This is a genomic window from Bacillus weihaiensis, from assembly GCF_001889165.1.
Taxonomy (GTDB): Bacteria; Bacillota; Bacilli; order Bacillales; family Bacillaceae; genus Metabacillus; species Metabacillus weihaiensis.
Window position 1 is genome coordinate 1292555 of the sequence record NZ_CP016020.1, and the last position, 24964, is coordinate 1317518.

At 36.5% G+C, this 24964-nt stretch carries 25 protein-coding genes and 1 other annotated feature; all 25 genes read left to right on the forward strand.

From position 1 onward, the window contains the following. Positions 1-118: 118 nt before the first annotated feature. Positions 119-697, forward strand: a complete 579-nt coding sequence (gene grpE, locus A9C19_RS06100; RefSeq protein WP_072579117.1) for a nucleotide exchange factor GrpE — start codon at positions 119-121, stop codon at positions 695-697. A 31-nt stretch (positions 698-728) separates the two neighbouring features. After that, positions 729-2561, forward strand: a complete 1833-nt coding sequence (dnaK, locus tag A9C19_RS06105) for a molecular chaperone DnaK (RefSeq protein ID WP_072579118.1) — start codon at positions 729-731, stop codon at positions 2559-2561. A 170-nt stretch (positions 2562-2731) separates the two neighbouring features. Then, a complete protein-coding gene (gene dnaJ, locus A9C19_RS06110) occupies positions 2732-3850 on the forward strand; it encodes a molecular chaperone DnaJ (protein WP_072579119.1) in 1119 nt (372 codons plus the stop codon). A 244-nt stretch (positions 3851-4094) separates the two neighbouring features. Continuing rightward, positions 4095-5039 (forward strand): 50S ribosomal protein L11 methyltransferase, encoded by a 945-nt coding sequence (prmA, locus tag A9C19_RS06115; protein ID WP_072579120.1) that lies wholly within the window; start codon positions 4095-4097, stop codon positions 5037-5039. Between the two features lie 27 nt (positions 5040-5066). Continuing rightward, on the forward strand, positions 5067-5822 hold the full coding sequence (locus A9C19_RS06120) for a 16S rRNA (uracil(1498)-N(3))-methyltransferase (RefSeq protein WP_072579121.1): 756 nt from the start codon (positions 5067-5069) through the stop codon (positions 5820-5822). Between the two features lie 6 nt (positions 5823-5828). After that, a complete protein-coding gene (mtaB, locus tag A9C19_RS06125) occupies positions 5829-7184 on the forward strand; it encodes a tRNA (N(6)-L-threonylcarbamoyladenosine(37)-C(2))-methylthiotransferase MtaB (protein ID WP_072579122.1) in 1356 nt (451 codons plus the stop codon). Between the two features lie 110 nt (positions 7185-7294). Further along, on the forward strand, positions 7295-7963 hold the full coding sequence (gene deoC, locus A9C19_RS06130; RefSeq protein ID WP_072579123.1) for a deoxyribose-phosphate aldolase: 669 nt from the start codon (positions 7295-7297) through the stop codon (positions 7961-7963). Between the two features lie 260 nt (positions 7964-8223). After that, a complete protein-coding gene (gene rpsU, locus A9C19_RS06135) occupies positions 8224-8397 on the forward strand; it encodes a 30S ribosomal protein S21 (RefSeq protein WP_015595024.1) in 174 nt (57 codons plus the stop codon). 14 nt (positions 8398-8411) lie between these two features. Beyond that, positions 8412-8858, forward strand: a complete 447-nt coding sequence (locus tag A9C19_RS06140; protein ID WP_072579124.1) for a GatB/YqeY domain-containing protein — start codon at positions 8412-8414, stop codon at positions 8856-8858. A 304-nt stretch (positions 8859-9162) separates the two neighbouring features. Beyond that, the gene (locus tag A9C19_RS06145; protein ID WP_072579125.1) at positions 9163-10485 is read left to right on the forward strand and encodes an NfeD family protein; all 1323 of its coding nucleotides are present in this window, start codon (positions 9163-9165) and stop codon (positions 10483-10485) included. A gap of 165 nt (positions 10486-10650) precedes the next feature. Beyond that, on the forward strand, positions 10651-11643 hold the full coding sequence (gene floA, locus A9C19_RS06150) for a flotillin-like protein FloA (RefSeq protein ID WP_072579126.1): 993 nt from the start codon (positions 10651-10653) through the stop codon (positions 11641-11643). Between the two features lie 70 nt (positions 11644-11713). Continuing rightward, complete coding sequence (locus A9C19_RS06155) at positions 11714-12226, forward strand: hypothetical protein (protein ID WP_072579127.1); 513 nt, start codon at positions 11714-11716, stop codon at positions 12224-12226. A 71-nt stretch (positions 12227-12297) separates the two neighbouring features. Further along, entirely contained in the window at positions 12298-12588 is a 291-nt protein-coding gene (gene yqfC / locus A9C19_RS06160) for a sporulation protein YqfC (RefSeq protein ID WP_072579128.1), read from the forward strand. A 142-nt stretch (positions 12589-12730) separates the two neighbouring features. Then, positions 12731-13918: a sporulation protein YqfD gene (gene yqfD, locus A9C19_RS06165; RefSeq protein ID WP_072579129.1), complete on the forward strand. Its 1188-nt coding sequence runs from the start codon at positions 12731-12733 to the stop codon at positions 13916-13918. Positions 13919-13921: 3 nt separating this feature from the next. Beyond that, on the forward strand, positions 13922-14890 hold the full coding sequence (locus A9C19_RS06170; RefSeq protein ID WP_072579130.1) for a PhoH family protein: 969 nt from the start codon (positions 13922-13924) through the stop codon (positions 14888-14890). 241 nt (positions 14891-15131) lie between these two features. Beyond that, entirely contained in the window at positions 15132-17294 is a 2163-nt protein-coding gene (locus A9C19_RS06175) for an HD family phosphohydrolase (RefSeq protein ID WP_072579131.1), read from the forward strand. Continuing rightward, positions 17294-17767, forward strand: a complete 474-nt coding sequence (gene ybeY, locus A9C19_RS06180) for an rRNA maturation RNase YbeY (RefSeq protein ID WP_072579132.1) — start codon at positions 17294-17296, stop codon at positions 17765-17767. Before A9C19_RS06175 ends, ybeY begins: the two co-directional genes overlap by 1 nt. Continuing rightward, positions 17748-18128, forward strand: coding sequence for a diacylglycerol kinase family protein (locus A9C19_RS06185; RefSeq protein ID WP_072579133.1), 381 nt, complete (start codon positions 17748-17750; stop codon positions 18126-18128). Before ybeY ends, A9C19_RS06185 begins: the two co-directional genes overlap by 20 nt. A 200-nt stretch (positions 18129-18328) precedes the next feature. Further along, complete coding sequence (locus A9C19_RS06190) at positions 18329-18727, forward strand: cytidine deaminase (RefSeq protein ID WP_072579134.1); 399 nt, start codon at positions 18329-18331, stop codon at positions 18725-18727. Further along, entirely contained in the window at positions 18720-19628 is a 909-nt protein-coding gene (gene era / locus A9C19_RS06195) for a GTPase Era (protein ID WP_072579135.1), read from the forward strand. Before A9C19_RS06190 ends, era begins: the two co-directional genes overlap by 8 nt. 220 nt (positions 19629-19848) lie before the next feature. Continuing rightward, on the forward strand, positions 19849-19992 hold the full coding sequence (locus A9C19_RS06200; protein ID WP_072579136.1) for a YqzL family protein: 144 nt from the start codon (positions 19849-19851) through the stop codon (positions 19990-19992). Positions 19993-20022: 30 nt separating this feature from the next. Continuing rightward, entirely contained in the window at positions 20023-20775 is a 753-nt protein-coding gene (gene recO, locus A9C19_RS06205) for a DNA repair protein RecO (RefSeq protein ID WP_072579137.1), read from the forward strand. Positions 20776-20832: 57 nt separating this feature from the next. Then, positions 20833-21009, forward strand: a binding site (T-box leader). Between the two features lie 94 nt (positions 21010-21103). After that, positions 21104-21994 carry a glycine--tRNA ligase subunit alpha gene (gene glyQ / locus A9C19_RS06210; RefSeq protein ID WP_072579138.1) on the forward strand — a complete coding sequence of 297 codons (891 nt, stop codon included), beginning with the start codon at positions 21104-21106 and terminating at the stop codon, positions 21992-21994. Then, complete coding sequence (gene glyS, locus A9C19_RS06215; RefSeq protein WP_072579139.1) at positions 21987-24050, forward strand: glycine--tRNA ligase subunit beta; 2064 nt, start codon at positions 21987-21989, stop codon at positions 24048-24050. Before glyQ ends, glyS begins: the two co-directional genes overlap by 8 nt. Positions 24051-24325: 275 nt before the next feature. Further along, positions 24326-24955: a transcriptional regulator CcpN gene (ccpN, locus tag A9C19_RS06220; RefSeq protein ID WP_072581766.1), complete on the forward strand. Its 630-nt coding sequence runs from the start codon at positions 24326-24328 to the stop codon at positions 24953-24955. Positions 24956-24964: the final 9 nt, after the last annotated feature.

The window sequence follows — 24964 nt, forward strand, 5'->3', positions numbered from 1 at the left end:
CTTTGTTCCATCCGCTTACCATGTCTTAAAGATGGCTAATAGTAGCATGATGTTGATAACTAGACAATTTAGCTAAATACAATAGAAACCCATGCCTTTAAGGGAGGTGAAACATATCATGGCAAATGAAAAAAACGTTGCAGATCAAGAAGAAGTAATCGAGGAAGTTATAACAGATGCGGATGTAGAGGTTGTTGATGGAGCTGAAGCAACTGAAGAAGGAGAAACTGAATCAGTTGATGAATCTGTCCAGCAAATTGCCGAACTTCAAGCAAAACTAGATGAAACTGAGAACAAAATGCTACGTGCACAAGCAGACTTCGATAACTTTCGAAGACGTAGTCGCTTAGATCAAGAGGCTGCTCAGAAATATCGTGCACAAAGCTTGGCTACTGAAATCTTACCTGCTCTTGATAATTTTGAAAGAGCGTTACAAATAGAAGCTGACAATGAGCAAACAAAGTCATTGTTGCAAGGTATGAACATGGTATATAACCAACTTGTTCAAGCTCTTCAAAATGAGGGCGTAGAAGCGATCAAGACTGTTGGGGAACAATTCGATCCACATCTTCACCAAGCAGTAATGCAGGTTGAGGATGGAAACTATGAATCCAACACAGTAGTAGATGAGCTTCAAAAGGGATACAAATTAAAGGATCGAGTGATTCGTCCTGCAATGGTAAAAGTTAACCAATAAAATTATATGATTACATAGGAGGTTCTATTTTATGAGTAAAATTATCGGTATCGACTTAGGTACAACAAACTCATGTGTCGCAGTTTTAGAAGGCGGAGAACCAAAGGTTATTCCAAATCCAGAAGGAAACCGTACAACTCCTTCTGTAGTAGCTTTCAAAAACGGTGAACGTCAAGTTGGTGAGGTAGCAAAACGCCAATCAATTACTAACCCAAATACAATTATGTCAGTTAAACGCCATATGGGTACTGACTACAAAGTTGAAGTAGAGGGTAAAAACTTTACTCCTCAAGAAATCTCAGCAATCATTCTCCAACATTTAAAAGCTTATGCAGAAGAATATCTTGGAGAGCCTGTTACAAAAGCAGTAATCACTGTACCAGCATATTTCAACGATGCTGAGCGTCAAGCTACAAAAGACGCTGGTAAAATTGCTGGATTAGAAGTTGAGCGTATTATCAATGAGCCAACTGCAGCTGCTTTAGCATACGGTTTAGATAAAACAGACGAGGATCAAACAATCCTTGTATACGACTTAGGTGGCGGTACGTTTGACGTATCTGTACTTGAGCTTGGTGATGGTGTGTTTGAAGTGCGTTCTACTGCCGGTGACAACCGTCTTGGTGGAGATGACTTTGACCAAGTGATTATCGATTACTTAGTAGCTGAGTTCAAAAAAGAAAACGGCATTGATCTTTCTAAAGATAAAATGGCCCTTCAACGTTTGAAAGATGCTGCTGAAAAAGCGAAGAAAGACCTTTCAGGTGTAACATCAACTCAAATTTCATTACCGTTCATCACGGCTGGAGAAGCTGGCCCACTTCACTTAGAAGTTAGCTTATCTCGTGCTAAATTTGATGAATTATCTTCTGATTTAGTAGAAAGAACAATGGGACCTGTTCGCCAGGCATTAAGTGATGCTGATCTTTCAGCTAACGAAATTGATAAAGTAATCCTTGTTGGTGGATCTACTCGTATTCCTGCTGTACAAGAAGCAATTAAAAAAGCGTTAGGAAAAGAACCTCATAAAGGTGTGAATCCTGATGAAGTTGTTGCTCTTGGTGCATCTATCCAAGGTGGAGTTATCACAGGTGATGTAAAAGATGTTGTACTACTTGATGTGACACCACTTTCACTTGGTATTGAAACAATGGGTGGAGTATTTACAAAGCTTATTGAACGTAATACGACAATCCCAACAAGTAAGTCACAAGTGTTCTCAACTGCAGCAGATAATCAAACAGCAGTAGACATTCACGTCTTACAAGGTGAGCGTCCAATGTCAGCTGACAACAAAACATTAGGTCGTTTCCAATTAACAGATATTCCACCAGCTCCACGTGGAGTACCTCAAATTGAAGTATCATTCGATATTGATAAGAATGGTATCGTAAACGTACGTGCAAAAGATTTAGGTACCAACAAAGAACAAGCTATTACAATTAAATCAAACACTGGCTTATCTGATGATGAAATCGAACGTATGGTGAAAGAAGCAGAAGATAATGCTGATGCAGATAAACAACGTAAAGAAGAAGTTGAACTTCGTAACGAAGCAGATCAATTAGTGTTCCAAACTGAAAAAACACTAAAAGATTTAGAAGGAAAAGTAGACGAAGCTGAAGTTACGAAAGCGAATGAAGCAAAAGACGCTTTAAAAGCTGCGATTGAAAAGAACGAGCTTGAAGAAATTAAAGCGAAAAAAGAAGAGCTTCAAACAATCGTACAAGAGCTTTCAATGAAACTTTACGAACAAGCAGCGCAACAAGCAGAAGGACAACAAGGTGCAGAAGCTGGTAAGAATGGCGACGATGATGTTGTAGATGCAGAATTCGAAGAAGTAAAAGATGAAGATAAAAAATAATTCACAGTAAGGTGAGAGTCAAAGTCAGGCTTGTCTTGACTTTGGCTTTTTTTGGATAATTGAAAAAAGGGAAGTGGATGTGGGGAAGTACCACTAACTATTTCTTGCTTTCCATTCCTTTTCGATGATACAATCTACCTTATGTGAGAAAAATCGGGAGTGAGAAATTTATGAGCAAGCGTGATTACTATGAAGTCCTTGGGGTAAGTAATAACGCAAGTAAAGATGAGATAAAAAAAGCTTACAGGAAGCTTTCAAAGAAATATCATCCGGATATTAATAAAGAAGCCGATGCAGATACGAAATTTAAAGAAATTACAGAGGCTTATGAAGTATTAAGCGATGACCAAAAGAAAGCGCAATATGACCAATTTGGCCATACGGATCCAAATCAAGGATTTGGCGGTGCTGGTTTTGGTGGAGATGGCTTTGGATTCGAAGATATTTTCAGCTCAATCTTTGGCGGTGGAACAAGAAGACGTGATCCAAATGCACCACGTCAAGGTGCAGATCTCCAATATACAATGACATTGAACTTTGAGGAAGCAGTTTTTGGAAAAGAAACAACAATTGAAATTCCTCGTGAAGAAACGTGTGAGACATGTGACGGATCAGGCGCTCAAAAAGGAACATCACCTGAAACATGTACACATTGTGGTGGTTCTGGGCAACAGAGTGTTGAACAAAATACGCCATTTGGAAGAATTGTAAATAGACGAGTATGTCATCATTGTGAAGGTACCGGAAAAATGATTAAGCATAAATGTGGTACTTGTCGTGGGACTGGAAAAGTGAAAAAACGTAAGAAGATTTCAGTTAAAATTCCAGCAGGTGTTGATGATGGTCAACAATTACGTGTCTCTGCACAAGGTGAACCGGGAGTAAAAGGTGGACCTCCAGGAGATTTATATGTTGTCTTCCAAGTGAGAGAACATGAATTCTTTGAGCGAGATGGAGATGACATCTACTGCGAAATGCCTTTAACATTTGCCCAAGCTGCACTTGGAGATGAAATTGAAGTGCCGACGCTACACGGGAAAGTAAAACTTAAAGTACCAGCAGGAACTCAAACAGGGAAAAAATTCCGTTTGACAGGAAAAGGTGTTCCTAACGTACGAGGATATGGTCAAGGAGATCAATACGTTATTTTACGAGTGTTAACTCCTACGAATTTATCCGAAAAACAAAAAGAGCTATTACGTGAATTCGCTGAAATAAATGGAACAAAGCCAGATGAACACGAAGAAAGTTTCTTCGATAAGGTGAAGCGTGCATTTAAAGGTGAATAAAGAATTAAATAAATAAAAATAAAGGGCAGGTTTAAGAGAGTGTAACCTGTCCTTAGCAACTTTAGTTTATTTCAAGTCCTTTTACCTGAAAATATGTTAGAAACTTACCTTATTGCGTGGTGATTGCTTATGTTGGTTGGTCTAAAGGGGTCACCTATGGATAGTCCACCATAAGTCATACACAGAATATAGACATAAAGTCGGAAACATTAATAACGAAAGCTAGGATAGGAGTTGGTAGATCATGAAGTGGTCAGAATTAAGCATTCATACGACACAAGAAGCAGTTGAACCCATTTCGAATATTTTACATGAGGCAGGAGCAAGCGGGGTAGTCATTGAGGATTTAGCAGACCTTATGAAAGAAAGAAGTACAGCCTTAGGTGAAATCTACCAACTAGATCCAACAGACTATCCTGAAGAAGGTGTGCTAGTTAAAGCATACTTACCAGTAAATAGCTTTCTAGGTGAGACAGTTGATGGGATAAAAGCCTCTATAAACAACTTACTACTCTTTGACATTGACTTGGGAAAAAATCATATTACAATAAGTGAAGTGAATGAAGAAGAATGGGCGACAGCATGGAAGAAATATTACCACCCTGTCAAAATTTCTGAAAAATTCACAATTGTTCCTACTTGGGAAATATATGAGCCGGTTAGTTCTGATGAATTAATTATTGAATTAGACCCAGGGATGGCTTTTGGAACAGGTACTCATCCAACAACAGTCTTATGTATCCAAGCTCTTGAACGTACTGTTAAAAAAGATGATACAGTTATAGATGTGGGAACAGGCTCAGGTGTCTTAAGTATTGCTGCAGCTCAATTGGGGGCAAAGCAAATTGACGCTTATGATTTAGATCAGGTTGCAGTTGATTCTGCAAAGCTAAATTGTAAGATAAATAAAGTTCAAGAAGTGGTGCATGTTTCACAAAATAATTTACTAGACGGTGTTGAGGGACCGGTAGATTTAATTGTTTCCAATATCCTTGCCGAGATTATTGTTCGCTTTATTGACCAAGCATATGAGGTACTAAAAGACAATGGGACGTTCATTACATCTGGAATAATTCAGAATAAGAAGCAAGAAGTAAAAGATGCATTATTAGCAGCAGGTTTTAAAATTGAGGAAACAATGGTAATGGAAGACTGGGTCGCGTTTATTGCCAAAAAGAATGCAGGTTGACTCTTTAAAAAAAGTTAGGTGACTGTCGTGCAAAGGTATTTTATAAAAGAAACGAAAAATGAAATTGAATGGACAATCACCATCCATGGTGATGATGTTCACCATATATCAAGGGTACTTCGAATGCAGCCAGGTCAACATGTGACCTGTTGTACTAGTGATGGATTTGAAGCTCTTTGTGTAATTGATGAAATGACCAATGACCAAGTAAGTTGTTCCGTATTAGAATGGATGTCAGTAAATCGAGAGCTACCAGTTTCAATATCCATTGCGAGCGGGCTGCCTAAAGGGGATAAGCTTGAATGGATTATTCAAAAGGGCACCGAATTAGGTGCTTCTTCATTTATCCCTTTTAATGCTGCTCGTTCTATAGTGAAACTAGAGTCGAAAAAGGTTGGTAAAAAGGTTGAACGTTGGAATAAAATAGCAAAGGAAGCCTCGGAACAATCTTATCGTAATCTTGTTCCTGAAGTGACAGAGCCTTTTTCTTTCCAAACGCTTTTAAAGCATTCAAAGGAGTATGATATTAAGATTGTCGCTTTTGAAGAATCTGCAAAACAAGGTGAAAAGCTAAACCTTGTAAAGGCATTTGAACAATCGAAAGAGAATGACAAAATATTAGCAGTTTTTGGTCCAGAAGGCGGCTTAACAGAAAAAGAAGTTCAACAGTTAGAAGAACATAACTTTTATATATGTAGTTTGGGTCCAAGAATTTTAAGAACGGAAACAGCACCATTATATTTATTATCAGCTGTTTCTTATTATTTCGAATTATCGAGGTGATCGTAAATGCCTACAGTAGCATTTCATACATTAGGTTGTAAGGTTAATCATTACGAAACGGAAGCAATATGGCAGCTTTTTAAAGAAGCTGGATATGAGCGTACTGAATATGAACGCGTTGCGGATGTTTATGTTATCAATACATGTACAGTAACTAATACAGGTGATAAAAAAAGTCGACAAGTTATTAGACGTGCAATACGTAAAAACCCAGATGGCGTTATTTGTGTGACAGGATGCTACGCTCAAACGTCTCCTGCCGAAATTATGGCTATACCTGGAGTTGACATCGTTGTAGGAACTCAAGATCGTACAAAAATGCTTGACTATATTGAGCAATTCAAACAAGAGCGTCAGCCAATTAATGGTGTTCGTAATATTATGAAAACACGTGTTTATGAAGAGTTAGATGTACCTGCATTCACAGATCGTACAAGGGCTTCTTTAAAAATACAAGAAGGCTGTAACAATTTCTGTACGTTTTGTATTATTCCTTGGGCGCGCGGCCTAATGCGTTCACGTGATCCTAAAGAGGTTGTTGCACAAGCTCAGCAATTAGTTGATGCTGGTTACAAAGAGATTGTGTTAACAGGTATTCATACAGGTGGTTATGGTGAAGACTTAAAGGATTATAATTTAGCCATGCTATTAAAAGACCTCGATGAGAAAGTAGAAGGATTAAAGAGAATCCGCATATCTTCTATTGAAGCTAGTCAAATTTCTGATGATGTTATTGAGGTCTTAAAAAAATCAGATAAAGTAGTTCGACACCTACACATTCCGATTCAATCGGGATCAGATACTGTATTAAAACGTATGCGAAGAAAGTATACAATGGAGTTTTTCGCCGAACGTCTAGATAGACTTAAAGAAGCATTACCAGGTCTAGCTATAACTTCAGATGTTATTGTTGGGTTTCCTGGAGAAACAGAAGAAGAGTTCATGGAGACTTTTGACTTTATTAAAAAATATAAGTTCTCAGAACTACATGTATTCCCTTACTCAAAGCGTACAGGAACTCCTGCAGCGCGTATGGATAATCAAGTGGATGAAGAGATTAAGAATGAGCGCGTTCATCGCTTAATTCAACTGTCTGATCAGTTAGCAAAAGAATATGCTTCTCAGTTTGAAGAGGAAATACTTGAAGTAATTCCTGAAGAAAGATTCAAAGAAGGTAGAGAAGAAAACTTATATGTAGGGTACACAGACAACTATTTAAAAGTTATCTTCCCAGCTAATGATGAGATGATAGGCAAAATTGTTAAAGTGAAGATCGTGAAAGCTGGATACCCTTATAACGAAGGTCAATTCGTACGTGTAATTGATGAACAACCAACTGAAAAAATACGTTTAACATCATAATTGTTTAAAATAGAGGAAACGAGTGCAAATTAAATTTGTACTCGTTTTTATTTTAAGAAAATGATAAGATGTAAGATGTCGGACAACTATAAATGATAGGAGAGATACATATGTCAAAAATCGCAAATATGATTGATCATACAGCTTTGAAAGCAGATACATCAAAAGAAATAGTCACTACACTTTGTAATGAAGCGAAAGAATATCAATTTGCTTCGGTTTGTGTTAATCCTACTTGGGTTAAGTATGCTTTTGAACAATTAGCTGATAGCGATGTGAAAGTTTGTACAGTTATCGGATTTCCGCTTGGGGCAAATACACCTGAAACAAAAGCATTTGAAACAACAAATGCTATCGAAAATGGTGCTACAGAAGTCGATATGGTTATCAATATCGGTGCGTTAAAGGACAAAGATGATGAGCTTGTGAAACGTGATATAGAAGCCGTTGTAAATGCAGCAAGTAATAAAGCATTAACAAAGGTTATTATTGAAACAAGCTTACTTACTGAAGAAGAGAAAGTGAGAGCGTGTGAACTAGCAGTACAAGCTGGTGCAGATTACGTGAAAACGTCAACTGGATTCTCTACTGGTGGAGCAACAGTCGAAGATATTACCCTTATGAGAAAAACAGTGGGACCTACTATTGGTGTAAAAGCTTCAGGTGGAGTAAGAGACACAAAAGGAGCAGATGCGTTAATCGCTGCTGGTGCAACAAGAATTGGAGCAAGTTCTGGTGTAGCCATTGTAAAAGGTGAAGTATCAAATTCAGATTATTAATGAATCGTTTGTCTTGGCGAGAGACTAACAAAATCGTTCAATTTTCTAAATAGGCTTAACCTTTATCCTATACGTACAATCATTCTTTGCTCGTAGCGTATAATATATGAATAATTCAAACAACTAAAGAAACACGTAACTTTTTACTATATGAGTTGACCTATATAAGACGTTATATTATAATTGCAAAGTACATGTTTTTAAAAGACATGTTTTATTTAAAGATGTCGATTGGTTGTATTCGGAGGGAGGGAAAGAGAATGTCAAAAACGGTCGTTCGTAAAAACGAGTCGCTTGAAGATGCTCTTCGTCGTTTTAAACGTACTGTATCTAAAAGTGGTACAATACAAGAAGCTAGAAAGCGCGAATTCTATGAAAAGCCTAGCGTAAAGCGTAAGAAAAAGTCTGAAGCAGCTAGAAAGCGCAAATTCTAAAAGAGGGTGTACGTATGAGTCTTCTTGAACAATTGAATCAAGATATGAAACAAGCGATGAAAAACAAAGAAAAAGACAAATTAATTGTCATTCGAATGGTGAAAGCTGCTTTACAAAATGAAGCAATTAAGCTTAGCCAAAATGAATTGTCTAATGAAGAAGAATTGACGGTTCTTTCTCGCGAACTTAAACAACGTAAAGACTCCCTCCTAGAATTCAAAAATGCTGATCGTTTGGACCTAGCTGAAAAAACACAAGCGGAGATTGATGTTTTAGTCAAGTATATGCCGGAACAGCTTTCTGAAGAAGAAGTCGCAGAAATTGTTCAACAAACAATTTCTGAGGTGAATGCTTCATCTAAAGCAGATATGGGGAAAGTAATGGGAGCACTCATGCCCAAAGTGAAAGGCAAAGCAGACGGAAGTCTTGTTAACAAGCTTGTACAACAACAGCTATCATAAATGACTTTGAGGCACCCTAAAATTTTAGGGTGTCTTTTTGTTATATCATGTTTTACAGCTAGTAGAGGGATTAGTGATATAGATAGTTATCCCTTCATTAGATTATAAACCTAAGAGGTAAAAGAATTTAGCCTATAAAAGGGTATGTGTCGCTATAGTTGATAAATAATGCTATGCTAATACTAAGGGCATGAAAAACGAGAGATATACATATGAAAAATTTCATAACATTAAAAAATGAAACCTAATACATTCTTTATTCGTATATACTAATACGAGATAGAAAGGAGGAGAGAGATATTAAATGAGAAAGCGTTTCTTTCAGCTTTTAGTAATAGCAGGTCTTATGCTTGGTATTTATCACGTCTTTTCATTTTATACAGCTGCATCTGCTGAGGGAGAAAAGAAAGTATATGTCATTCCCTTAGAAGATACTGTTGAAAAAGGATTGTCTCAATATATAAAAAGAACTATTTCTGAAGCAAAGGATTTAGAAGTGGACCACATCATACTTGAAATTAACACCTTAGGGGGTGCTGTTGATGGTGCCATGGATATTGCAGATACATTAAGGTCGAGTGATATTCCTATTACAGCCTATGTGAACCGTAGAGCGATTTCAGCTGGAGCTTATATTGCTTTAAATGCAAATCAAATATATATGGCCCCTGGTAGCCAAATGGGCTCAGCTGCAGTAATTACAGGTGATGGAAATGCTGCGGATGATAAGGCGCAATCACTTTGGTTATCTGAAATGAAAGAATCAGCGGAACGCAATGGTCGTGACCCTAAATATGCTCTTGCAATGGCGGATAAAGATGTAGATATCCCAGAGTATGCTGCTGGAAAAGGTGACCTGCTAACCTTAGAAACGAAACAAGCGATAGAAGTAGGTTATGCAGAGGGTACAGCAGTAGATCTCCAAAAGCTATTAGATCAATTAGACCTCTCAGATGCATCAATTATTAAAGCAGAAGTAAGCTTTGCAGAGAAAGTCGCACGATTTATAACAAATCCAGTTGTCGTGCCAATTCTTCTTTCGATTGGTAGTATAGGTCTTGTTGTTGAGTTATACTCTCCTGGCTTTGGTATCCCTGGATTTATGGGACTTACTGCGTTATTTCTCTTTTTCTATGGGCATTTAGTAGCTGGATTAGCCGGTCTTGAATCTGTGTTATTGTTCATATTAGGTATTATCTTTATTATTGCTGAGTTTTTTGTCCCCGGTGGTATATTAGGAATTTTAGGTTTAGGTAGTATCGTCACTAGTCTTTATATTGCTTCTGGAAATTTTGTTCAGATGACAATTTCCATTATGATTTCTATTTTAGTTTCGATTGTTGTTTCCATATTATTAGTAAAGGTGTTTGGAAAACGAATGAATTTATTTAAAAAGCTAATCTTACGAGATTCAACAAATACGGATAGTGGTTATGTTTCAAATAAGACGAGAAGTGAATTATTAGGGCTTGAAGGTGTAGCTTTAACAACTTTAAGGCCATCTGGAACAGCTATTATTGGGGAAGAACGTCTAGATGTTGTGACTGAAGGTAGTTATATTCTGAAGGGTAACAAATTAAAAGTTGTAAAAGTGGAAGGGTCTAGAATTGTCGTAAGAGAACTATAATTTATTAGGTAGAAGGAAAGTGTGAGGAACTTGCTGAGGGGTCTTAATCAACAATGTATAAGCCTCTCAGTAGTCAAAATAAAAAATGAATAGATTTCGAGCATATATTTTAGACTATATACATACTCGAGATACTATATAAAAATTTAGGAGGAAAACATAATTATGGAAGCTTCAGCAATTTTAATTATTGGACTTGTTATATTAGGGTTTATTGTCCTTGGTGTCTTCTTTACTTTTGTACCGATTGCCCTTTGGATATCTGCGCTTGCAGCTGGTGTTAGAGTTAGTATTTTCACATTAATAGGGATGAGACTTCGTCGAGTTATTCCAAGTCGAGTTGTTAACCCGTTAATTAAAGCGCACAAAGCTGGATTAGATGTTACAACAAATCAGTTAGAGAGCCATTATTTAGCTGGTGGTAATGTGGACCGTGTCGTAAATGCTCTTATTGCTGCTGAGAGAGCAAATATTGAACTAACGTTTGAACGATGTGCTGCCATTGACTTAGCAGGTCGTGATGTACTTGAAGCTGTTCAAATGAGTGTAAATCCAAAAGTGATCGAAACACCATTTATAGCAGGTGTCGCGATGGATGGAATTGAAGTGAAAGCAAAAGCACGTATTACGGTAAGAGCAAATATTGAACGCTTAGTAGGGGGCGCTGGTGAAGACACCATCATTGCCCGTGTTGGTGAAGGAATTGTCAGTACGATAGGTTCTTCTGATAATCATAAAAAGGTTTTAGAAAATCCGGATTTAATTTCTCAAACTGTCCTGGGTAAAGGCTTAGATTCAGGAACGGCATTTGAAATCCTCTCAATTGATATTGCGGATGTTGATATCGGTAAAAATATTGGAGCTGAATTACAAACGGAGCAAGCGGAAGCAGATAAGAAAATTGCTCAAGCAAAAGCAGAAGAAAGAAGAGCAATGGCTGTTGCACAAGAACAAGAAATGCTTGCTCGCGTACAAGAGATGAAGGCGAAGGTTGTTGAAGCGGAAGCGAAAGTTCCACTTGCAATGGCTGAGGCTCTTCGTTCAGGAAATATTGGTGTTATGGATTATATGAACATTAAAAATATTTCTGCTGACACTGATATGAGAGATTCAATTGGTAAGTCAAATCAAGACCAAAATGACAATAATGACTATTAAAAGCAGTATAGATGGGTGGCTAAAAATGTACGTCACTTATCCTTTCCTCATAGCAAGGAGGTAAAGATTCATGGAGTTCTATGATTTATTATCTAACCCTCTCGTATGGGGGGTTCTCGTTTGGTTATTTTCAAGGATCTTCTCTTCGAGTAAAGGGGAGGAAAATACAAACCAACCACAAAGACAAAAGGAAAAGCCGGAGCAAAAAAAACCGGAAAGGTCTAACTCAAGACCAATTCCAAAACCAGTTAGGCCAGCTTCCTCTAAGGAGCGAGATACATCCCAGAAACCACAAGAGAAAAAATCTCTTCAAACCGTACAAGAAGTGTATGAAAGTATGAAGAGAAATGGGGAAGAAGCCTTAAAAAATACGGTTCAAGTTCAAGTGCCTATCGAAAAATCTAGAACAAGAGAGGTACGATCAATAAAGGTGGAGCCAAAACCACAAGTAAACCGGAATATAAGCTCCGATCCATTAACGATTGATAAAAACAAGGCAGCTCAAGGCCTTGTTTGGAGCGAAATACTCGGTGCACCAAGAGGAAAAAATCCTCATTTCAATCAAAGAAGAAGACAATTGTAACTTCTAGCATAATCATGTTATAAGACTCACTTTTCTCTCATACATATGAGATGAAAGGGGGTCTTTTTTTTATGGCAAAAAAATGGCGACAGCAGCTGACGAGATGGGTAACGAACACATTTGAATTACCGCCCGATGTCATGATGGATCTTCCTAGAATTACGATGGTTGGACAGTTACATATTTATATAGAAAATCATCGAGGACTCCTCACCTTTACTGATACTGAACTCCGTCTTCTATTAAAGCAGGGTCAATTGTTAATAAAAGGTGAAGCCTTTGTCATAAAAACGATTCTACCGGAAGAAATCCTTCTTGAAGGAAAGATAGTTCAAGTGCTTTATCTAGATGAATTGTCATAAGTTTAGTGAATAAAAGATTGAATCAATACAAGGGAAATCTGTTGCACAAGATCGACATAAAGGTGAAGATCTGTACATAACGTGCGAGATTTCCCTATCTATAAGATTAAATAGTCTTTTAAGTAAAGGTAGGGGGATGAGCATGAAAAATCAATGGACAAGTTTTTTATTTGGAATCGTTAAAGTAAATATAAATGGTAGAGGGACTGAACGATTCCTAAATGATTGTATGAGATCAAATATAACCATTTGGAGCGTTAAGCGTTCTGAAAACACAGGATTAAGCTTTTATATTCGGCTTCAAGATGTACATGCATTGCGAGCAATTGTAAGAAACAGTGAGTGTTCATGTCGATTTCAAAAAAGAATTGGTTTTCCTTTTCTGATTAAAAAATCATGGCGTAATAATGGTTTTGTGTTAGGTGTAATTGGTTTCTTTGCAGTCATTTGTATTTTATCAAATATGATTTGGGGGATTGAAGTAAAGGGGGCATCACCTGAGACAGAGCATTTAATAAAAAAAGAACTATCTAAAATTGGGGTGAAAACGGGAAAATTTCAATTTTTAGTTGATAATCCAGATGATATTCAGAAATCTTTAACAGATACGATTAGTCAAATCACATGGGTTGGAGTAGAGTTGACTGGCACAACCTATCATCTTAAGGTAGTCGAAAAAAATCAACCAGAAGAAGAGGAACTTGTTAGCCCGAGACATATTGTTGCAAATAAAAAAGCAGTTATTAAGAAAATGTTTGTAGAACAAGGACAGCCGTTAACAACATTAAATGAGCATGTTGAAAAGGGGCAAGTTTTAGTTTCAGGGTTAATCGGAAAAGAGGAAGAGCAAAAGGAAGTTGCCGCAAAAGCAGAGATATATGGAGAGACTTGGTATAAATCCACTATTTCTATTCCTTTAAACACGACTTTTCAAGTGCTAACTGGAGATACTAAAGAAAAGTATTTCTTAAGGTTTGGCTCGTTTAACCTTCCGTTATGGGGCTTTGGTGGGAAAGAATTTACAACCTTCGAGACGGAGGATGATGAGCATTCCCTTAAGTTTTTAAACTTTACTTTACCAATTTCTTTTATAAAAGAGACAATTCTTGAGAAAGAAGAGGTAGAGCGCGAATACACATTTAAGCAAGCGAAGGAAGCAGCTTTGGATCGTGGAAAGAAGGAGATTGAGGATCAGCTTGATGAAGATGAGGAAGTAATTGGAGAAAAAGTTTTGCACGAGAAGGAGGAGAATGGTAAAGTAAAATTAACGGTTCTTTATCAAGTGCTAGAAAATATCGTCAAAACTACACCAATTGTTCAGGGAGATTAAAGGATGCCAGAAGAATTAGTGACAATGAATCAACAAGTAGAAAATCCGAATGAAGCAATGGCTTTATTTGGTAATCATGATGTACACTTAAAAAGAATGGAAGAACATTTAAATGTCTCAATCGTTACTAGAGGTGAAGCCGTCTATGTTTCTGGGGAATCAGAACAGGTAAAAATGGTAGACGAGCTTTTAAAATCACTTCTTATGATTATTCGTAAAGGAATAAACATTAGTGAAAGAGATGTTCTGTATGCCATAAATATGGCTAAGGAACAAAGCTTGGATCAGCTTGAACAACTATATGTTCAAGAAATAGCGAAAACGGCAAAAGGCAAATCGATAAGGGTTAAAACATTAGGTCAAAGACACTATATATCAGCTATGCAAAAAAATGATTTAGTGTTCGGCATTGGACCGGCCGGAACAGGTAAGACTTATTTAGCGGTTGTTATGGCCGTTAATGCCTTAAAGGTTGGAACGGTCAAACGAATTATTCTAACAAGACCAGCTGTTGAAGCTGGAGAAAGTCTGGGATTTTTGCCAGGTGATCTTAAAGAAAAGGTAGACCCTTACTTAAGACCTCTCTATGACGCTTTACATGATGTATTGGGAATGGAACACACACAGAGGTTAATTGAAAGAGGGACCATTGAAATTGCTCCTCTAGCGTATATGAGAGGAAGAACATTAGATGATGCGTATGCCATTCTTGATGAAGCTCAGAATACGACACCTGAACAGATGAAAATGTTTTTAACTCGTTTAGGTTTTGGTTCTAAGATGGTTATAACAGGCGACATTACTCAAGTAGATCTACCTAAAGGTGTAAAATCAGGATTATCGGTTGCTAATCATACACTTGATGCTGTTAAAGGTATTTCGTTTATAACGCTAGAACAATCAGATGTTGTAAGGCACCCATTAGTAGCTAAAATTATTCATGCATACGAAAACTCCAAGGATGAAAAGTGACCCGAGACCCGAATTCGGGTCACTTTTCTATTTAAATCCAAATAAACATATCAAAATCCAATACAAAACCTAGAAAGCGATTACCTTTCTAAGGGTCTTTATACTAAATCATGTTTCAGAAAGATTGCTTATACTTAAAAACTTGTTGAACATTTTGAGAATAAAGGAAATAATGAGAGAAGAGTGTAGAATGTTGTTGTTTCCCTCTAATCTTTGATTGATGAGGTAAGGTGGTAAGCTGATGAAAAATAGTAAAAAGAAACAAGCTCCAAAAACTAATAAATTTATTGAAAAATTTAATGAATTTAAGTTTTTACATATTATATTATATGCTATTTTAGGTGTTGTCTTATTTGTAGCGTTATATAGTAACGTTAAACCAGAAACAGTCGACATTGAATTATTTACTGTTTCAGATCAAACGATATATGCCCCAACAACTGTAGAGGACAAAGTTGAGACGGAAATAAAACAACAAGAAGCAAATGATAATGTTGAAGACCAATATACACTCAAGAAAGAAATTACAGATAAACAGGTCGATTTAATATCTTCTATATTTGATACCGTGCTAGAGGTAAAAATAGAGGCTGCTAAATTGGCTACTGATTCGTCAGAAAATGTTCTTTCGCCAGAGGATCAAGTAAAAGAAATTCGCCAAAAATTAACGAGTTCTATAACAGACAAAATCCCTGAAAATACTTTCTTACCGTTAGTTAAAGCAAGTAAAGATGAAGTTGAAATGGCAAAAGATGCTGTAGTAACTGGTGTTAACAATATTATGAGCAAAGAGATTCCTATTGTTCAATTAACGGAAGCTAAAAAGCAAGTAGAAGAAGAACTACAATATTCTTCTCTTAGATCCGAAGTATTGCAAGCCTCACAGGTATTAGCTAAATTTGCTATTACCCCTAACTATGTATTTGACTTAGAAGCAACAGAAGAAAAGCGCCAGCAGGCTATAGACAGCGTTAAAGAAGTACAAATAAAGCAAGGACAAATACTAGTCGAAGAAGATGAACTAATAAACAGAGAAGTGTACCGTAAGCTTGGTTTGGTTGGTCTTTTAGATGATCAGCAATCCTATAAACCTTTTATTGGATTAGGCATACTTATTCTCCTCATTTTAACCGTTGTTATTTATTATTTTGAGAAGAAAGATCGTCCGATTGCAAAGCGTAATAATTCTCTGTTATTATATTGCTTGATTTTCGCTATAACTATCCTATTAATGAAGATCGTAAGTTTATTCCAAAAAATTGATTATAATCATATCGGGTACATTGTTCCAGTGGCAATGGGTGTCATGCTTGTAAAGCTTCTTTTAAATGAGCGACTTGCAATTTTAACGAGTATGATTTTTGCTATATGTGGAAGTATGATCTTTAATGAAGGAATTACGGGAAGCTTTAATTTTCCAGTAGGAATTTATTATTTGTTTGGCTGCCTTGCTGGAGTATTGTTTTTGGGTGAACATAATTTCCGTTCTAAGATCCTGCAGGCCGGGTTATTTGTAGGTGGAATAAATGTAGTTGTATTAATGGCCATTATGCTAATTCGAAATGGTACATACTCAAATGTTGAAATTACCTCTTATTTTGTGATGGCATGCGTTTCAGGTTTAGTTTCTTCCGTTTTAACGATAGGTTTCATGCCGTTTTTTGAGACAGGATTTGGTATTTTGTCTACAATGAAATTAATAGAGCTATCAAACCCGAACCATCCTTTACTTCGGAAAATCCTAACAGAAACACCAGGTACTTATCATCACAGTGTAATGGTAGCGAATTTATCTGAGTCAGCGTGCGAAGCTATAGGTGCTAATGGGTTGCTTGCAAGAGTGGGCGCGTATTATCACGATCTCGGAAAGACAAAGCGCCCGCAATATTTTATTGAAAATCAGATGAATATTGAAAATCCACACAATAAGCTGTCAGCTCAATTGAGTAAAAATATTATTATTGCACACGTAACAGATGGTGTTGAGATGCTTAGAAAGCATAAAATGCCAAAAGAGTTTGTCGACATTGCTGAACAGCATCATGGAACATCACTCTTAAAATATTTTTACCACCAGGCTAAGGAATCTAATGATTCAATCTATGAAGATGAATTTCGTTATCCAGGACCTAAACCACAGACGAAGGAGATTGCCATTATTTCTATTGCGGATAGCGCCGAAGCGGCTGTACGGTCTATGTCTAATCCGACGCCAGAAAAAATAGAAAAACTTGTAAAATCCATCATCTCAGATCGTTTACAGGATCATCAGTTAGATGAATGTGATCTTACACTTAAAGAATTAGATATTATAGCAAAATCATTTTGCGAGTCCTTAAAGGGTATATTCCATTCTAGAATTGAGTACCCAGAGCTAACGAAAAAACAAAAGGGGAGTAAATGATGAGGTTAATCATCGATAGTACTGATGAAACAAAAGAATTAACTCAAGAACAGCTGAACACAATTGAGGGGCTGCTTCATTTTGCAGCTGAAATAGAAAACGTGAAACAAGATGCTGAGCTGTCAATAACATATGTAACTAATGAAAGAATTCAAGAAATAAACCGAGAATATAGAGACAAAGATCAACCAACGGATGTTATTTCATTTGCTCTTGAAGAAATGGGAGAAGGTGAAATGGAAATTATCGGTCTTGATCAACCACCTATGCTAGGAGATATTATTATTTCCATCCCACGTGCTGTGGAACAAGCAGAAGAATACGGTCATTCTTTTATAAGAGAGCTTGGCTTTTTAGCTTGTCATGGTTTTTTACATTTATTAGGATATGACCATATGAATGAGGAAGATGAGCAAATGATGTTCACTAAACAAAAGGAAATTTTAGATCGTTATGGACTTAAAAGATCCTAAATCACCCGAATGGCAGAGGTTTCTAAAAAGCTTCACGTATGCTTGGAATGGAATATATCGTACGTATAGATCTGAACGAAACTTTCAATTTCATGTTTCCATAGGGATGATCGTGATTGTCATGGGATTTATTTTTCATCTAAACATATTTGAATGGGTTGTTTTATTGTTTTTAATTGGTGGCATGTTAGCGTTAGAATTGATGAATACAGCACTAGAACATGTGGTAGATCTGGTGACTGATGAGTACAAGCCATTAGCAAAATCTGCAAAAGATGCATCAGCAGGGGCGGTTTTGGTTTATGCAGTACTTTCCGCTATAATTGGGGTAATTCTATTCTATAACCATTTGTTTCAATAATGGAAAACATTAGCCAGGATTTTAAGGAGTGAGAAATAGAGGTAAAATGGCTCTGTTTTATCTTATCCCATGATTGGGACAAATTCCGAAAATTCTTACATTTTAATGACAATTTTGCAATAATACGTGAAAAGAGTTTAGAAATTATGTAAAATAAAGATATGGTTGGTTACTCGCCAATAACGAAAGGAAGTATCATAGTGAAAATTGAAGAACTCATCGTAGAAGCAAAAGCAGCAAGGGAACTAGCCTATACTCCCTATTCAAAATTTAAAGTAGGTGCGGCCTTATTAACCAAGGATGGCAAGGTATATAGAGGCTGTAACATTGAAAATGCTGCTTATAGCATGTGTAATTGTGCAGAACGTACAGCTTTATTTAAAGCATATTCTGAAGGCGATAAAGACTTTGAAGCAATTGCTGTTGTAGCAGATACTAGTAGACCAGTTCCACCTTGTGGAGCATGTCGTCAAGTGATATCAGAACTTTGCCCGCAAGATATGAAAGTGATACTAACAAACCTAAATGGAGATATACAAGAATTAACAGTTTCTGAACTACTACCAGGAGCGTTTTCACCGGAGGACTTAAATGAATAAACAAGGATATAAATCAGGATTTGTTTCAATTATAGGAAGACCGAATGTAGGAAAATCAACATTTTTAAACCGAGTAATTGGTCAAAAGATTGCAATCATGAGCGATAAGCCACAAACGACCCGTAATAAAATCCAAGGTGTATATACAACAAATGTGTCACAAACAGTTTTTATTGATACACCAGGTATTCATAAACCGAAGCATAAGCTTGGAGATTTCATGATGAAGGTGGCACAAAATACATTGAAAGAAGTGGACCTCATTCTCTTTATGATTAATGCTGAAGAAGGATTTGGTCGCGGTGATGAGTTTATTATCGAGAGGCTTAAGCAAACGAAAACACCTGTTTTTCTAATCATAAATAAACTTGACACAGTTCACCCAGATGAGCTTTTGCCATTAATTCAACAGTATAAAGATATGTACCCTTTCCAAGAAATTATTCCGATTTCAGCGTTACAGGGTAATAATGTTGAGACGTTATTACAACAAATTGAAAATGTATTACCTGAAGGACCTCAGTATTACCCAGAGGATCAAGTAACAGACCATCCTGAGCGATTCATTATTACTGAGCTAATAAGAGAAAAAGTTTTGCATTTAACGAGAGAGGAAATTCCTCACTCGGTAGCGGTTGTGATGGATACGTTAGAACGTCGCGAAAACAACAAATCTATTTATGTTGGGGCAACCATCATTGTAGAACGTGATTCTCAAAAAGGGATTGTGATTGGGAAGCAAGGTAGTATGTTAAAAGAAGTAGGGAAAAGAGCTCGTATTGACATTGAAGCGTTATTAGGATCGAGAGTGTTCTTAGAGCTATGGGTTAAGGTGCAAAAAGATTGGCGTAATAAAGCTTCGCAATTACGAGATTATGGTTTTAGAGAAGACGAATATTAAAAGCTAAGCTAGTCAAGGCACTTAACATTTTGATATAGCTTCAAGACAACCAATTCTATAAATCAACATCTTTTACTGTGTTTTAGAGAAAATAATGCTTATTCATAAAACACATTAACAAATATTGTTTAACATGAAATAGGGATGAAAAGGTCAAGATAAATGTAAAGAAATTGGATATTTGCTTGCTAGGTCTTAACAACTGAAAGGTGGGTTTTAAATGTTGGATTTTACCTGGAAGGTTTTTTCTCAAACAGGTAGCATTGATACGTATCTTCTTTTTAAAGAGTTAGAAAAGGAGAATGATGATGGACCCGATTATCAAGAGGATGAACTAGCTGAAATGGATTTTCCAATTTCCTGATCTTGCCTGAACCTGGAAGGTGAAGGAAATTTGCTTCAAAAATGTGAAGGTATTGTCATACGCTCTACCAATTATGGTGAGACAAACAAAATTATAACTTTATATACCAGAGAATTAGGGAAAGTTGGGGTTATGGCAAGAGGCGCAAAGAAACCGAACAGTCGTCTTACGTCAGTTACCCAACTTTTTACTTATGGGACGTTTTTGTTTCAAAAATCATCTGGGCTCGGAGGTCTGCAGCAAGGAGAATCGATTCATTCTCTGAGAGGTATTCGTGAAGATATTTTCCTAACTGCCTATGCAGCTTATATTGTTGAGCTATTAGATAAGAGTACTGAAAATTTGGAAGTAAACCCATTCGTTTTTGAGTTATTGAAGCAAACCCTTTTTTATTTAGATGATGAGGTTGATCCTGATATTCTAGTGAATATTTTTGAAATGAAAATGCTATCTGTTTTAGGAATTGCTCCTCAATTAGATGGTTGCTCGATTTGTGGGAACAAAGATGGCACCTTCCACTTTTCTATTCGAACAGGTGGTTTCATATGTCACAGGTGCTTTGAAAAAGATTCTTATCGTATACCAATCTCCCCAACAACTGTTAAACTGTTACGACTATTTTATTATTTTGATTTAAATCGTTTGGGGAATGTTTCTGTGAAGGATGAAACCAAGATAGAACTTAAAACGGTCATAAAGGCATATTTTGATGAATATTCAGGTTTGAATTTAAAGTCACGACGATTTTTAGATCAATTAGATTCATTGAAAGATAAACTGTAGTCCTAAGTTGACATTTGAAAGCAAATCGATTAATATGCAAAGTATAAATGAACCATAAACTCTGTGTTGAAGGAAAGAAGTAATTATGTTTCTCTAATGGAAGCGACCTTAGGTTGGTGTGAGCTAAGGATTAGACCATAATGAAAGGCATTCTGGAGCAGTTTGATAAAAGTGGCTTTTTGAATTGACAAAAAGCAAATAGGGTGGAACCGCGGGTAAGCTCTCGTCCCTATGTCAAGACAGTTTGACATAGGGATGAGAGCTTTTTATATGGGTAAAAAGTGAGCCCTCCCTATGTTGTTGCTTATATTTTATGGAGGTGTATGAAATGAATATTCAAGAAATGATTTTGACGCTTCAAAAGCACTGGTCAGATCAAGGCTGTGTGCTTATGCAGGCCTATGACACTGAAAAAGGTGCTGGAACTATGAGTCCTTATACTTTTTTAAAAAGTATTGGACCTGAACCATGGAAGGTAGCTTATGTAGAACCTTCAAGAAGACCAGCTGATGGTAGATATGGAGAAAATCCTAACAGACTTTATCAGCATCATCAATTCCAGGTTATCATGAAACCTTCCCCAGATAATATTCAGGAGCTTTATTTAGATTCACTGCGTGCTTTAGGTATTGATCCATTAAAGCATGATATCCGCTTTGTAGAAGATAATTGGGAAAATCCCTCCTTAGGCTGTGCAGGATTAGGTTGGGAAGTATGGTTAGACGGAATGGAAATCACACAGTTCACCTATTTTCAACAAGTTGGCGGGATTGAATGTAAACCAGTTTCAGCTGAAATTACATATGGTATTGAGCGACTTGCTTCATATATCCAAGATAAAGAAAATGTTTTTGATTTAGAATGGACTAAAGGCTATACAGTTAGAGATATTTTCTTAATGCCTGAATATGAGCATTCAAAATATACGTTCGAAACGTCTAATACAGAAATGCTTTTTGAATTATTCTCAACATATGAAAAAGAAGCAATTAGTCAAATGGAACAAGGACTTGTTCATCCGGCCTATGACTATGTCTTGAAATGTTCTCACACTTTTAATCTCCTTGACGCGAAAGGCGCGATCTCTGTTACAGAACGAACAGGCTATATCGGTCGTGTTCGAAATCTAGCAAGAAAAGTTGCTAAGACATTTTATGATGAAAGAGAAAAATTAGGATTCCCAATGTTAAATCAGGGAGGAGGAAATCGAGATGAGTAAAAAAGATTTATTACTTGAGATTGGTTTAGAAGAAATTCCAGCCCAATACGTTACACCATCAATCAATCAATTACAAGCAAAGCTAACTAATTGGCTTGAGGAAAAGAAGTTGTCCTTTGGAGATGTAAAGATGTATTCAACTCCAAGAAGATTAGCGATCTTAGTAAAAGATGTCGCTGAAAAACAACCAGATCTAGAGGAAGAGGCGAAAGGTCCTGCGAAGAAGATTGCTATGACTGAAAGTGGAGAATGGTCAAAAGCTGCAATTGGATTCACGAGGGGACAGGGTGCGACTGTTGAAGACATCTACTTCAAAGAAATAAACGGTGTAGAATATGCGCATGTCCAAAAATTCATCAAAGGTCAAGACTCAACACTATTGCTTACGGAAGTGAGAGAATTAATTAAAGGATTATCATTTCCTAAAAATATGCGCTGGGGTAGTGAAGAACTTCGCTATATCCGTCCGATTAAATGGCTTATTGCTCTTTTTGGGAATGAAATTATTCCATTTGAAATAGCTGGTGTAAAGACTGACTCATTCACATATGGTCATAGGTTCTTAGGTGGTAAAGTTGAGATTGCTCACCCGGGTCTATATGAAACTGTGTTACTTGAACAGTTTGTTCTCGCGGATTCTGATAAGAGAAAAGCAGCAATTAGAAATCAGTTAGCTGAATTGGAAAGTGAAAACAAATGGATCATTCCTATTGATGAAGAATTGTTAGAAGAAGTAAATAATTTAGTTGAATATCCTACAGCGTTATTTGGAAAGTTTGAAGAAGAATATCTTTCTCTACCTGATGAAGTGTTAGTTACAACGATGAAGGAGCACCAACGATATTTTCCAGTAAGAAATAACGAAGGTGACTTACTCTCTTATTTTGTAACAGTAAGAAATGGTGACCATAACCACTTAGAGAATGTGGCGAAAGGGAACGAAAAGGTGCTTCGAGCAAGACTATCTGATGCAAACTTTTTCTTTGAAGAAGATAAAAAGCTGCAAATTGATGTAGCAAATGAAAAGCTTAACAAAATTGTCTTCCATGAGGAATTAGGAACATTAGGGGAGAAAGTAAACCGAATTGTTCAATTGTCCGGCATATTAGCTGAAAAACTTAACTTAACACATGAGCAAAAAGATGATATTAAACGTGCAGCTGCTATTTGTAAATTTGATCTTGTTTCCCATATGGTTTATGAATTCCCAGAATTACAAGGGAAAATTGGTGAAAAGTATGCAAGGCTATTAGGAGAAAAAGAAGCAGTAGCTAAAGCGATCAATGAGCACTATATGCCACGTCACGCAGAAGACCAAGCTCCTTCATCTACAATTGGAGCTGTGATCGCTATTGCAGACAAGTTAGATACAATTGCTGGTTTCTTTGCTATCGGTAGGATCCCGACAGGCTCACAAGATCCATATGCATTAAGAAGACAAGCTAGTGGTATAGTTCATATTTTAAAAGCAAAAGGATATGAAATTGGGTTAGATGAGCTGTTTAAGCTTGCCCTTGAACTTTATGAAACCAAAGTCTCAAATGAAGCATACCAAGAACTTATTACTTTCTTTAAATTGAGATTAAAATATGTTTTAGCAGAAGAACAGATTCGTTATGATCTTGTTGATGCTGTTTTAGAGTCTTCAAACCTAGAAGTGAATTCTTTAACAAAGCGTGCCCGCGTCCTTGCTAAACGTTCTTTAGAAGCTGAATTTAAAGAATCAATTGAAGCTCTTGCGCGTGTGATAAACATCTCTAAAAAAGGGTCAGAACATGTGATTAATGAAGCTCTATTGGAAAGTGATTATGAGAAAGCACTGTACCAAGCGTATGTAGATGCCGACCAAAAGATATCAACTATGAAAAATGATAATAGAGAAGAGAGCATATTTGAATTGTTAGCTGCTCTTAAGCCTGTAATCAATGAATATTTTGAACATACAATGGTAATGGCTGAAGATGAAAAAGTGAAAAATAATCGTTTAACACAAATGGTTAAGTTAGCTAAACTAATTGAAAGTTTTGCTAAAATGGATATGATCCTTGTAAAATAAGTTATAAGTACGTGCATGAAAGTAAAATGGTGAAAAGGGTCTGACTTTGGTCAGACCTTTTTAACTGTTCAGAGACTTAGTGGATTTCATGCATCTGTTTTTCTCTTTTTTTAAACACACTTACACAAGTTAGCAGGAGTTAATTGATAGCTATACCTAAACTGTTTAAACAAATTACTTTTCAAATCCATTTCAAGGTATATAATAATTCTATATAGCTAAACGAAAATGATAGGAAATTCATATTGATAAATGGACGTTGCTAGATTAAGGTGGTGAGTAAAATCGAGCTGAATAAAAGGCAGGAACAAATTGTAGAAATTGTAAAAGAGAATGGGCCGATAACAGGTGAACAAATTGCTGAACAATTGCATTTAACGAGAGCAACACTCAGACCCGACCTAGCAATTTTGACGATGTCTGGATATTTAGACGCAAGACCACGTGTTGGTTATTATTATACAGGTAAAACGAATACTCAAGTATTAACAGATGAATTAAAAAAACTAAAGGTAAAAGACCATCAGTCAATTCCGATTGTGGTAAGTGTAAATGTTTCTGTATACGATGCGATCTGTACCATGTTCTTAGAGGATGTAGGAACTTTATTTGTCGTAGACGATAAATCCTACTTAGTAGGTGTTCTATCACGTAAGGATTTATTAAGGACAAGCATCGGGAAACAGGAGCTAACAACAATCCCAGTAAATATTATTATGACAAGGATGCCTAATATAACCGTTTGCAGGCAGGAGGATCTTATATTAGATGTAGCCCATGTATTGATTGATAAACAAATAGATGCGTTACCTGTCGTAAAAGATACCGATCAGGGGTTAGAGGTTATCGGGAGAATTACAAAGACGAATATGACAAAAATATTGGTTAGCTTTGGACAAGAATAAGAGCTAGCA